7 protein-coding genes are annotated in these 12,415 nt (G+C 44.2%); 5 read left to right on the forward strand and 2 right to left on the reverse strand.

The window, feature by feature from the left end; genetic code table 11:
* Positions 1 to 23: 23 nt before the first annotated feature.
* From GVO84_RS14365 to GVO84_RS14380, 4 genes are all read left to right on the forward strand, one after another.
* Complete coding sequence (locus tag GVO84_RS14365; RefSeq protein ID WP_236545851.1) at positions 24 to 3,629, forward strand: AAA domain-containing protein; 3,606 nt, start codon at positions 24 to 26, stop codon at positions 3,627 to 3,629.
* A gap of 159 nt (positions 3,630 to 3,788) precedes the next feature.
* Positions 3,789 to 5,660, forward strand: a complete 1,872-nt coding sequence (locus GVO84_RS14370; protein ID WP_159514481.1) for an ATP-dependent nuclease — start codon at positions 3,789 to 3,791, stop codon at positions 5,658 to 5,660.
* Positions 5,650 to 7,512, forward strand: a complete 1,863-nt coding sequence (locus tag GVO84_RS14375) for a UvrD-helicase domain-containing protein (protein ID WP_159514482.1) — start codon at positions 5,650 to 5,652, stop codon at positions 7,510 to 7,512. Before GVO84_RS14370 ends, GVO84_RS14375 begins: the two co-directional genes overlap by 11 nt.
* Before the next feature lie 636 nt (positions 7,513 to 8,148).
* A complete protein-coding gene (locus GVO84_RS14380; RefSeq protein WP_159514483.1) occupies positions 8,149 to 9,030 on the forward strand; it encodes a hypothetical protein in 882 nt (293 codons plus the stop codon).
* Positions 9,031 to 9,685: 655 nt separating this feature from the next.
* Here the strand turns inward: GVO84_RS14380 and GVO84_RS14385 are convergent.
* Complete coding sequence (locus GVO84_RS14385) at positions 9,686 to 10,645, reverse strand: quinone oxidoreductase family protein (protein WP_159514484.1); 960 nt, start codon at positions 10,643 to 10,645, stop codon at positions 9,686 to 9,688.
* Between the two features lie 45 nt (positions 10,646 to 10,690).
* Positions 10,691 to 11,080, reverse strand: a complete 390-nt coding sequence (locus GVO84_RS14390; RefSeq protein WP_159514485.1) for a RidA family protein — start codon at positions 11,078 to 11,080, stop codon at positions 10,691 to 10,693.
* A gap of 141 nt (positions 11,081 to 11,221) precedes the next feature.
* Between GVO84_RS14390 and GVO84_RS14395 the strand changes: the two genes are divergently transcribed.
* On the forward strand, positions 11,222 to 12,148 hold the full coding sequence (locus GVO84_RS14395; RefSeq protein ID WP_159514486.1) for a LysR family transcriptional regulator: 927 nt from the start codon (positions 11,222 to 11,224) through the stop codon (positions 12,146 to 12,148).
* The last annotated feature ends 267 nt before the right edge of the window (positions 12,149 to 12,415 follow it).

A 12,415-nucleotide genomic window follows, 5' to 3' on the forward strand; every position in this document is an offset into this window, starting at 1 on the left:
ACTCAGGTTAAGGCTCTTTTAGCATGATGCAAAACTCGTCTAAAGATATCCTTTCAGCGTGGCATGATTATGTGAAATTCAGTGGCGCAGAAAAGAGTAAAATACCGGCCAGCAAGGTACATGAGTACCAACAACTCATGCTCGGTATAAATAACTGTGAAGAAAACCAGAGTGGAGTAGTGCTACGTGTTACGCCTGAAATGCGCAACCACTGGCGCCGGCGTTTCGTCAAATATGACGAAAAGGGTAAAATTACCCATGTTGAACCTGTTAACCTGCTATTTCCGGTACTCCGTTGTATCGAAAATGAGCGAGGTAAGGCCAATGTAAAATACCTTCCGCTCTTCTCTTTCCCCCTCCCAAAATCATTTTTTGAACAGAACGAAAACACCCTGCTAGTTCCCGTCAAAGATGGACAACTTGTTAGCGCATTCCCCTTCGCTTTTCGCGAAATGTTTGGTGTTCAGTTGGATGAGCTCGGTGAAAATCGTCATATGATGAGTATCGTTAGCGCGCTCACAGGATGTAAATATGACACGTTCCTTGAGGCGTTTAAGGCTCTTCTGAAATGGGTTACTCAGCAATCAAACAGTAAATATCAGGGGCTGGAAAATGCGTTTAATGCCCTGGTGGCTCCGCTGCATAATGAGGATTACAACCTCAAGCGTGATGCGGAAGATTTCACCTGGCTTTGTGATAACGCGGTTGATGATTTCCCGTTGCTGGAGCAGTATCTCAGCCATATTCATAGTGACGAGAAGGCCCCGCATTTCCACGAAGTGGTGACTGGCGGTTTGTTTGAAACGCAATATCCTCTGGGCCATGGGCAGATGGCGGCAATACAGGCGATTAATCAGGATGAGCGCCTGATTGCCGTACAAGGTGCGCCGGGTACGGGTAAAACCACGCTATTCAAGTCACTCATCGCACAACAACTGGTTGCCAGAGCACTGGCTATTGCTGATGGAAAGGACCAGAACTTCGGCATGCTGGTCACGTCCACTGCAATAAAAGCGGTGGAAAATATCATTGACGATCTGCGCAGTGACCCTGCAACTCAGGATCTTGACTGGTTATGGTTTCATAGCGGCTCGAACGAACAGGTTCAGCATGAGCTTACCCGGCTTGAGAAACTGATTAGTCGCTGGCGACAGGAAAGCTATGACCAACAGCAGCAGCACGATTTTCTAGCGGTTTTACTCAAGCATCGCGACGAGATAAACGCTTGTTACCGGGCGTATCTGAATGAAAAGGCAGTCGCGATACAATCTGTTGTGGATTGTGGTCTGGACACCCGACTAGCAAAAGAGCTACCGGCTCGTTTCATGGAAAAAATTCCCCCGCTCGCCGTTCATGCACAGGTACTCGGCATTGATGTTTCGCTTCATCACCCCGACGACCTGGATACCTTAGCCAATCAGTTAGAACAGCGCCTGCAGGAATTTAGGGAGATAAAAACGCAGCGTCTACAGGCCAGCAGAATTTACCAGACGTTGCAGGCGACATGGCCACAACAGCATAGTCTGGAGCAGATACTTAGCTGGATGGATTCACCGCTACGCCCGGCTCTGGAACTGCATTACCGCGACTATCCGCGTAAAGGGATAAAGCGTTATCTGGCTCGTTTTTTCGAGAGGAAATATCCAGCAAGGTTGCAACAGATGAGCCTGGCTGCACCGGAGGACTTTCGCAAATTCAGTCTTTCTTCCCTTCCCCATCATCAGCTGGCTGCTCTGGCTGATGCTGGAGAAATGCTTTCACAGCAGGTAGATAGCTTAGCGCTACTGGCGCTGCTCCTGCATGCAGAACCCGAAGCTCAACAGGAAGTTGACCTGCAGGCTCTTAATACTGAAGTAGCACAATTGCAGGCTCAATGGCGTCAGGTCATCCAGGCGCAACAGCTAACGGCACAGTATCAACAGCTTTATCCGGAAGGTAACTGGTGCGACATTTTGCGTAAACGCTTTATCAGGCAACACAGGGAAATGTTCGAAGCCGCTATCGGTTATCTCTGGCAAGAGCAACTGAAGCGGAAAATTGAGCTGGAAGAGGTACTGACTCACTGGCGAGCGTTGATGAGTAAGCGCCTCAGTGCGGGCTATTATCGCTGGCTGGATAAGCTTGATGATTTCTATCGCGCACTGTCTCTTGTATATCCGGTAATGGCGACCACGCTGGTTTCCGCGTGGAAGGTTGCGGGTTATCGTAAGCTCGATGACCTCAAGGGGCATAAACCGTGGCACCTGGCACTGTGCGACGAAGCGGGCATGATTTCGCTTGAATCCCTGGTGCCTCTATTGAGTCGCAGTGAGAAAGCGATGATTGTTGGCGATCCTCTGCAAATTGAACCCATCAGAAACCTGTCAGAAAACCTCCAAACACAGTTGCGTGAGCGTCATTTCGCCAGCAACAATACGTTGTATGAGCGTGTCTCACCTGCAAGCGTCACAGGCTGGCACCGTGCTGCAGGTACGCTTTCCGGCAAGGTAGACGATACGGGTAATGGCATCATTCTCGATGAGCATCGCCGGTGCCAGCAACCTATTGCCGACCTTTTCATCCGACTGGCGAACTATCATGGCGTCAGCGTGGAAACGGCCCCCCCTTCCAGCCGTATTGCCAGCGCGTTTGAGAAATCAGGCGGACATCATTTGATGTTCTACAGCGTAGAAGGCCAGAAAGGCGATATGGTTAACACTAATCTGGATGAAGTTGATGCTATTGAGCTATTGCTGAATAAGCTGGAAGAAGCTGGTTACGATCTGACTGCCGATGTTGGCATCGTCACTCCCTATAGCAATCAGAAGTCATTGTTGATTAAACGTCTTGCGCAACGAATGAATCACTGGCAGAAAAACTGCATTGGTACAGTGCATCAGTTTCAGGGCGTAGGCTTTGAGGTCATCATTTATAGTCCGGTTATTTTTCATCCTCTTGATAATCCGAATTTTCAAAACGACGCACCAAACATGCTGAATGTCGTGGTTTCACGCGCAAAGCAGCAATTTATCGTCGTAGGTAACCATCATCGATTGCGGCAAGCAGGTGGATACCTGAAAGTCCTTGCGGATAGCGTTGCCGAAAGCTTCCTTCTTGAACAAGGTAGCCAGCATCCGAATTTTGCCAGCCTTAGCCAGACCCCCCGTCTACAGCGTTATTATCGCGACTGCGAACATATTGCCGCATTTAGCGCGCTGGCCAGCCAGTGTGAACAGGAGCTGGTTATCATCGCTCCGTGGATCCGTCGAGGAGGTAAGAATTATCAGAGGCCGGAGCTGGCGCAGTTGGTAGCCACGCAGCGGCGTGGTGTCAGGGTTAAAGTTTATTACGGCTACTATCATCAGCGCATGGATCGTGCGGATGATAATGATGAGACTCTGGTTGCCGAGTACCGTGAACAATTAGGAAAAGAGAATATTATCCGGTTGACGGAAGGGACACATGAAAAGGTAATGATGATCGATGGCCGCTACATTGTTCTCGGGAGTTGGAACTGGCTATCTCATGGTTATCACCATAGCTGCGAGCGCAGTGAACAGTTCACTAATGCGATTCGCCATGAGATTAGTGCAGAGCTGGATGATGCGTCGCTGGTGAAGGAGCTTAGGGAGAGGTTGCGGCTGGAATAACTGACAAAGAACTAAAGCTGATAAACTGATGTCAACTGAATCCTCGACATTGCGACGATTCAGTTCTCAGTTCTATCTTTTAGTATATCTAAATATATAAAAATGGATTACTCCGAAGCAAGTAAAATTATACACAGTTAAAACACATTGGTGGGAATTATGTATTTATCAAATCTAAAAATGAACAATTTCAGACAATTTGAAGATTTTTCCTTAGAGTTAAATAAAGGACTTAATTTACTTGTTGGTGAAAATAATGCAGGAAAGAGTTCCGTCATTGATGCCGTCCGGATTGTTCTTGATACTACGTCTGTAGAATGGGTGAGTATAAAAAATACTGATTTCCTCAGCGGTAAGAATGAACTATATATCCAATTAAAATTTGAAGATCTGTCAGCCCGTGAACTAGGGTTATTTCTAGAATATTTAACCAACGAAGAAATAACAACGGGTGTTAATAAGAGCTGTTTATATATAAATCTCTCAGCAAGCATAACAATTAATCCATTCAAAAAAACTCAATTCATCAAGACGGAAGTTCGATCTGGTTTGAGTAACGATGGCCCCATCATAGAAAGAGATATCCGAGAATATCTTGCTACAACATATTTAAAACCGCTACGCGATGCTGAGGTTGAACTATCGGCAGGGCGAACCTCAAGGCTCTCACAGATTTTAGGAAGTAATGTCAGTTTAGCTGGAGATGAAGGGGCGACTCAGCGGATTATTGAGTTACTAATACACGCCACACAGGCAATTCAAAATGACTCTTCGATTCAAATGACTCAAGAGAAAATTTCAACTCTTTTGAACTCTTTAACATTCAAATCCAATATCTTCACACCTTTTTTAAGTTTATTGGGGAGTAAAGAATATACTGAAATGAGTGCCCCGGAGAAAGCGTTTGCTCTCAAATCAATTTTAGAGAAATTATCCCTCGAACTCAACTCTTCAGGAATTAAGCATGGATTAGGTTATAACAGTCTATTGTTTATGGCTACAGAACTAATGTTAATTCGCCAGGAAGAAGATCAGTATTCACTTTTACTTGTTGAGGAACCAGAGGCTCATCTTCATCCCCAACTACAGTTGAAATTCATTAATTACCTCAGGACTGAAAATAGTAAATTGCAATGTATTTTATCCACTCACAGTCCAGTGCTTTCATCAAAAGCCCCATTGGAAAGCTTAATTTTAATGCAAGATGGTAAGGCTTTTCCTTTAAGAAAGGAATGCACCGCTCTAAGTGGTGATGACTATATATTTCTTGAGAAATTCTTAGACTCAACTAAGGCAAATATGTTTTTTGCAAGAGGTATATTGATTGTTGAGGGTATTGCGGAGATGGTGTTAATACCTAAAATAGCTGAATTACTAGGGCGACCACTAGAAGATTATGCTGTGTCATTGGTTAATGTCAATGGTTTACCCAGAAAGAGGTACGCTAAAGTTTATCGTTCTAACACCGCTTCAATGTCCCCCTCTCATCTCCCAATTAAAGTTGGGTGTATTACTGATTTAGACCTATGGCCAGATGAAGCGGAGGCAACAACCTCAAACAGTTATGGGTTTAAACAAAAAATACAGCCTAATGAAACCACCGGCCGAGGGGGAAACCTTCAACATTGGCTGAATGAGTTGACATCAGAACAAATAAACCAGAAAAAAAATAGTAAAGCCGAGTTTGATGGAGAACTTGTTAAAACATTTATATCAAATGACTGGACATTTGAATTTTGCCTTGCTAAATATGGGCTAAGTGAAGAATTATATGAGGCCCTTCATGGTAACCTTATAGGCTATGAAAATCTTAGTACTGATGCACAAATAAGGGCTGTGCAATTATATGGAGAAATAGAAAATAAAGGTGATGGAAAAAGCGAAGTAAGTTATCTTCTTGCAAAGATCTTATCGAAATATAGTGAACGACCTTCTGAGTTAAGATCCAAACTACCTCCTTATATTATAGAAGCCATCGAATACGTAACAGAAGAATTTTCTAATGACGGGGAGACATCGAATGAACATTGAAATTAGTGAAAGAGACATCAACGATGTAGAGCAAGAGTTAAACTTGTCATTTGATGATACAAGACGCGAAATAATACAATCATATAATGATGTCCAAGCTTGTCCAGGTAGCGGCAAAACAACAATGGTAGCGGCTAAGTTGTTAATTATCGCAAAAAAATGGATGAGTTTACATCAAGGTATATGCGTCCTAACGCATACTAATGTAGCTAAAAAAGAAATTATTGAGCGTCTCCAAACGAGTATACATGGTGGAAAATTGTTAACTTCACCACATTTCATCGGCACTATTCAAGAATTCGTTAATAAATTTCTTGCAATACCTTACCTTCGTTCTCAAGGATTTAAAATAACTCACATCGATGATGAAATATGTTGTGCAAGAGGCTGGAGTTTTCTTAATAGAGGAACGAAAAATTACCTTGAAAGAAATAGAATAAAATCCATTCAAGAGATGCAATATAAATTTATAGATGGATGCCTTGACCTTAACATCCCTGGTTTCCGTAGAGAATCACAGTCGAACAGTTATCAAGATTTGATAAATGCTAAAAATACACTTATGACAGAAGGTTATTTCTTTTATCACGAAATGTATGAAATATCAAAAGACTATATCCACCACAACCCTGATATTATAAAAGCAATTCAATCTCGTTTTCCTATCGTTTTTATCGACGAAATGCAAGACACCCAAAAATTTCAAGATGAATTTTTAAATACAATCTTTCGAAATGATAATAATCAAGTTAAGATGCAACGGTTTGGCGATCCTGACCAAGCTATTTATGGGACTAATGAGGAAGAGAACCAAACCTATAATCAAGCAGAGTTAGAAAAAGTAAAAAATAGTCATCGCTTTAATAGCTCTATAGCATCAATTGCTAGAAATCTAAGTTATAATCGCATAAATTTAACATCAGAAATTTCTCATCCCAATCAATCACTACATACAATATTTCTTGTCGATGATAGTTCTCGCACTAATGTATTTGAGCATTTCGCTAATTTATGCTCGCAAGCAGTTCCGATTAACTGTGAATACCCAATAAAATCTGTTGGTGCAGTTGGTAAAAAAAGTGAAAACTCTTTAACGATTTGCAGTTATTATGAGAATTTTGAAAAAACTGATTCTACGGTAGGATTCAAAAACACTAAGTTAATTCAATATATATATGTTGCCCGCCAACAAAATCGTAACAGTGAATCTTACCGAACAATCCTTGATGGGATTATTCATTTTGGGAGAGTATCTAATTTTCAGATCACAATGCAAGATGGTTCACAATCTGATATATCAGTCGCAAACATAAAAAAACACCTTAAGTTATCTTCACTTTTAGTTGATTTTAACTTGTTAGCGATGTCCTTAATGACAAATGAAATATCCGAAGAAACTTGGGGGAATTCTGTCACCTTATTATTGTTTTACTTAGGTATTAATATATCTAATCAAAATCACATTTTTTTATCTTTTGAGCGCAATCTAATAAACGAACCCCATGATAGTCCAACTAGAAATATTATCTCTTTTGAAATTGAAGGAAGAGTTATAGACAATCAAATTGCAACAATTCATTCTGTAAAAGGGGAGACGCATGCTGCAACTTTACTTCTAGAAACAAAATATCATACTAATGATATAACAACCTTAATTGACTACATACTTTTAGAGAATCTAACACAACCGACAGAAGCCAGAAAAAAGAAATTCATGAAGCAAGTATATGTTGCACTCACAAGACCTAGATACTTATTGTGTATTGCAATGAATAAATCAGGGTTTCCGGCCGAGCATATTTCTAAGCATGAACTTGCAGGTTGGAATATTTGCGACTTAACTCAATATTGATATTTAGTATAACGAAGCTGTTGCTACAAATAACCTATAGCAACAGCAACATTCATAGGGAACTATTATTTTGTTAACCATATCTCTTAAAAAAATCAATTTATCCCTCAGAGAGAGGATATCATTTTAAAAAAATGATATCTTCACATATCGTACATCATTCAGTCAAAACAGGAAAGGCCCAAATATAGTTTCTTATTCAGTCATTACTGATAGTATCAGTCTTGATACCAAACAAGTCTCGTCATGCTAAGAATACGTAGAATCTTTGAACCTATTAAGCTAACTCATTGAATGCTCCCATGAACCAAATAAGTGATCATTTTGGTGTTCTTGACAGAACCAGATTTATGATTTAGCTTAATCTTCAGCCAGTTAATGGCTAAGTCGATCCCCGTCAAAGGAGCAATATTCAGAAAAGTCCGCTTGAGGATACTTAAGCAGGTTTTTTGCTTTTCTGCGTTCTGTATACCTATTAACAAGACGATACCCATATCACACTCTTGGTAAAATGGCGGACATCAGTTACCAATCATTGCTTTTTCTCAACACCACAATGTTAGGATCATTGGCGAAAATTTAAGTATTCCCCTCTTATCTGATTTTTTTTATGTCTTACAGACATGGAGTCACAGTATGATGCAAAAACATTTTGAAATTGTTCATGCTATTATCGTTAACTGCTTTATGAACAATATGGCAAACAATATATTTTTATACAGCAAGACTAATGGCAGCTCAACTACAAAATACCCATTAAACTGCATAGGTTTTTTCTCATGGAATAGCAGTTTGCAAAACGATTACGCAAAATTTGTCTTATTTCCTATTTTCTTTGATTATCTGGATAGCTATGTTGATCTTCGTTTTGACTGTGTCAACGAAAGCTTCAACAAAAAGAACCTCATTCTCGAATCCAATATTGATAAAGATTCAATTGATGATTTGTTCCTTCATACGCTGTACAAAATGTGTTCTCAGATTAGAAATAAAATGCTTCACCATCGGCTCAAGTATGACGGTGCCGAAGTGACAGCCAGCGAGACCACTGTCACCATTCCGCAGTTCAGAGTTATCAATGAACTGATTTACCAATATGTAAAATTCTCGAAGACCGGTAAATCACTCTTTGAAAAAAACGCTCTCTATTCCGGGTTAGTTGATATTCTTAAAAAAAATAACGATAGTGAACATGAGTTTGTTCAACGAGTAGAGTTGATGTCCGACTACTTGTTCATAACCCCCTATGAAGCTCGCGATTTGCACCCTATCAACGCCCCCATGACTTCCACTGACCTCCTTATCGATCGAGTCTCTTATCCTGCAAAATGTTTCTACGATGAAAATGAAATATTTAAGGAAAAATATCCAGATCCTGAAGAAAAAATCATCATTGGCAATCGTTATTATTTTTTCCAAATGGAAGACAAATTCTATTTAGTACCTTCGGAAGCGGTAAACCATCGCAAAAAGATCACTTTCGGTGAGATTGATGCCTGGGAGTTTCAAACACAGTAACCTTTCTATAGGCCCGATGCACGAGTGCATCGGATACTTCAGCGTGAACCAGTGCATCCGGGTTATGTTCGCAGAAAGAGATACAAAGTGTGCAGTTGGTGAAAATGTGGAAACAAAGCATCACCTATTACGATACATACAATGACTTTATGAGTAACATCAGGAAAAACAAACTTCATGTCCCTGAAAACTTCCGCAGACCGATATAGTTGGGATTGTTAGCAACCAAACCACCATCCGCAAAATAAGTGCGGAGATCTTCACAATAGGTTGGTGATTTGTTTTGATTTGGCGATTGATCAGATCGCACAATCCGGGCTGGGTTCCCTCAAAGTGATCTACTATTCTGCGCAGCTATTTAGTCGATGTTGAGCAGGTCATTAATATGCGGCGTTCATGGTCAGAGAAACTAACTCGCTAGCCGACTGGCGAGGGGCCATTTTATGGTCTGTTGTATTTCAGCATTTGGTGGTCATTCTGGTGGTCTTGTCAGAAAGGAATATCTGCTTTAGCTTACTAATCAGACAGTTAATGGTACAGGCGCACCCAGTCAGAGGCGCCAAATTTGAAAAGCCTACTTTTGAAGCAGGCTTTTTTATTTTCATTTTCTCATCCGCATCGGGTGAGTTTGGCGTCAAGTTGCGGCCAATCCCTCTCAAGGCTTCATAACAATGCGGCCAAGCGGTTTCGCTGTCTCCGCGTATTCATGGGCCGCGGCGGCGTTAGCCAGAGGGAAGACACGGTCAATCACAACCCTGATGCGCCCTACTGCCACAGCCTGCAACATGTCGTCCACACTTGTCCGAACGCCGGGCCTTTCAAAAAGGGGCCCCATAAATACCCCCATGAGCGTCTGGTTAGACTGCATTGGCGGCCACAGGTCGACAGTCAGGCTTCCGCCGCCCGCATTACCGACGAAGACGAGACGCCCTTCCGGAGCGAGAGCAGAAAGCGAAGCTTGCAACGTCGTCCCTACCGGATCGATGACGAGGTCAACACCGGCACCACGGGTATACTCTCGGACACTGTTCACGACGTTATTCTCTACACGATCCACGACATGATCGGCACCCAATTCAAGCAACCGGCTTCTTCGCTGCGTTCCGCTTGCCGCGGCGATGACCCTCGCGCCTGCCTGTGAGGCAAGCTGAACGGCCGCGAGCCCCACGCCCCCCGCTGCAGCCTGGATCAGGACGGTTTCTCCGCGCCGAAGTATCCCTCGCGTGAAAAGGCAGTGATGTGCGGTTCCAAAAGAGATCGGTACCACCGCCGCTTCTGCTGCATCCACCCCGTCCGGTATAAGCCAGGTGCGTTCCGCAGGCACAGCCCAACGTTCCGCATGCGATCCCTGCATGCTAAAAGCAGTCACTCTGTCCCCAACCTTTCGGCTACGGACTTTTGAACCGACGGCAACAACCGTGCCCGCGGCCGCGTAGCCGACGATCCATGAAGGAAGAGGCGGCGGAGTTGAGCGCCGGTTGATCAGATCTCCCCCTTCAATAGAGATAGCCTCGACAGAAATCAGGACGTCGTCAGGCCCGGCGACCGGATCCGGGACGTCGACATGCTGCAGGACGCCGGGAGCGCCTTCCACGTCATAAACCGCTGCTTTCATCAGTTTTCCTCTGTCTTTTTTCGACCGGCGCAAAGCCCCGTAACCCTAGGGCAGCCTGGCAATCACCTTAATCTCAAACTGGAACCCGTACAGCCACGTCACGCCGATCCCGGTCAACGTAGGATAAGGCGCTTCCCCCCAATATTCTGGCAGGATATTCCAGATAGCGTCGAGGTTTGACTCGGGATCGACGACAAAAAGGGTAACGTCAACCACGTCATCGAACGTGCAGCCCGCAGCCTTAAGAACAGCGTTAAGGTTTTCGAATGCCAGCCGGATCTGCGCGTTGAGATCCTCTTCAGGCGAACCATCCTCCCGGCTACCAACCTGCCCCGAAACAAACAGGAAGCCGTTAGATTTGATGGCGGGTGAATAGCGATTGCGCTCATAGAGCGCCTGGCGTCCGAAGGGAAAAACTGCTTCGCGTGTTGTCATGTTAGTACCTGTGTAATGGGGCGAAATCTGCCCGCTGAACATAAAGACACTTTACAGGCGCAGGATCCGGCGGATAAACAAGCGACTTTGTCCATCATTGTTTGTAATATCCAAACAATCGGTAAAAAGAGAGGACAAGGGATGGATCGTTTCGATGCGATGCGCGCCTTTGCTCGCGTGGTGGAAGCAGGCAGTTTCACAAAGGCTGCCCAGACGCTTCATATGAGCAAAACCACGGTGACGCAGCTTATTCAGCAGCTGGAAGCGCGCCTGCGCGTCAAGCTGCTCCATCGCACCACCCGCAGGCTCGGCGTCACTCCTGATGGCGCGGTCTACTACGAGCGCGTCATCCGCCTGCTGGCGGACATGGAGGATGCTGAAAACAGCCTGTCCAGTTCGGCGATGACGCCCAGGGGGCGGCTACGGGTAGACGTGCCCACGCCTCTCGCCCGCCTGGTGCTGGTGCCCGCGCTACCGGCTTTTCACGCGCGCTACCCGGATATCCAGTTCGATATGGGCGTAAGTGACCGGGTGGTGGATCTGATCGGCGACAACGTGGATTGCGTCCTGCGGGGTGGCGAAATCAACGACCAGTCCCTGATCGCACGCCATGTCGGTGATTTGCAAATCGGTGTTTACGTCGCACCGAGCTATGTGGAACGCCTCGGCGCCCCTGCACACCCGCGAGAGCTGGAAAACACGGACCATCGCATAGTGGGATTCTTGTCCTCACGCACAGGTAAGATTGATCCTCTGGTACTGCACGGTGAGAGTGAACATATTGAAATCAAGAGCAGCTATGTTCTTGCAGTGGATGATGGCAACGCCTACCTCGAAGCTGGGCTGGCGGGATTAGGCGTGATTGCGCTACCCGTCTATATGGCGGCGGCACATCAGGCTTGTGGCTCCTTAATTCCGCTATTTGAGCAATGGCGTATTAACCCAATGCCCCTATACCTGGCATTTCCGCCGAACCGCCATGTCAACGCCAGGCTGCGCGTTTTTATTGATTGGATTGTTGAATTGATGCAGCAGCATGTCCCTAATTCCAATAATACCAGTCCCTGATTCGCTCATCAGGGTATTGGTTTATCTCCTGCCGTTACCAGAATACGCCATTCTCCTACTGGTTCCTCTTATGTATTCCACTGCTAAATATAATTATTAATATCAATAACACATAACTATCATTCAGCATTAATTGATCGACAAAATCTATTAATTACATTCCGTGTGACATTCATCACAAAACAGGGTCGCTCAACGTTTATTATTTACCGCATAGCAAAAACATATTTTTCGGTCAGGAAAAAATAATCTCATCATGAGGTAAAG

It is taken from the genome of Enterobacter sp. SM3 (genome assembly GCF_009811935.2).
Lineage (GTDB): Bacteria > Pseudomonadota > Gammaproteobacteria > Enterobacterales > Enterobacteriaceae > Enterobacter > Enterobacter asburiae_D.

Coding starts and splice junctions, on each gene's coding strand:
- GVO84_RS14370 (WP_159514481.1), top strand. CDS start 3,789: ATGTATTTATCAAATCTAAAAATGAACAATTTCAGACAATTTGAAGAT.
- GVO84_RS14385 (WP_159514484.1), bottom strand. CDS start 10,645: ATGAAAGCAGCGGTTTATGACGTGGAAGGCGCTCCCGGCGTCCTGCAG.
- GVO84_RS14395 (WP_159514486.1), top strand. CDS start 11,222: ATGGATCGTTTCGATGCGATGCGCGCCTTTGCTCGCGTGGTGGAAGCA.
- GVO84_RS14375 (WP_159514482.1), top strand. CDS start 5,650: ATGAACATTGAAATTAGTGAAAGAGACATCAACGATGTAGAGCAAGAG.
- GVO84_RS14390 (WP_159514485.1), bottom strand. CDS start 11,080: ATGACAACACGCGAAGCAGTTTTTCCCTTCGGACGCCAGGCGCTCTAT.
- GVO84_RS14380 (WP_159514483.1), top strand. CDS start 8,149: ATGATGCAAAAACATTTTGAAATTGTTCATGCTATTATCGTTAACTGC.
- GVO84_RS14365 (WP_236545851.1), top strand. CDS start 24: ATGATGCAAAACTCGTCTAAAGATATCCTTTCAGCGTGGCATGATTAT.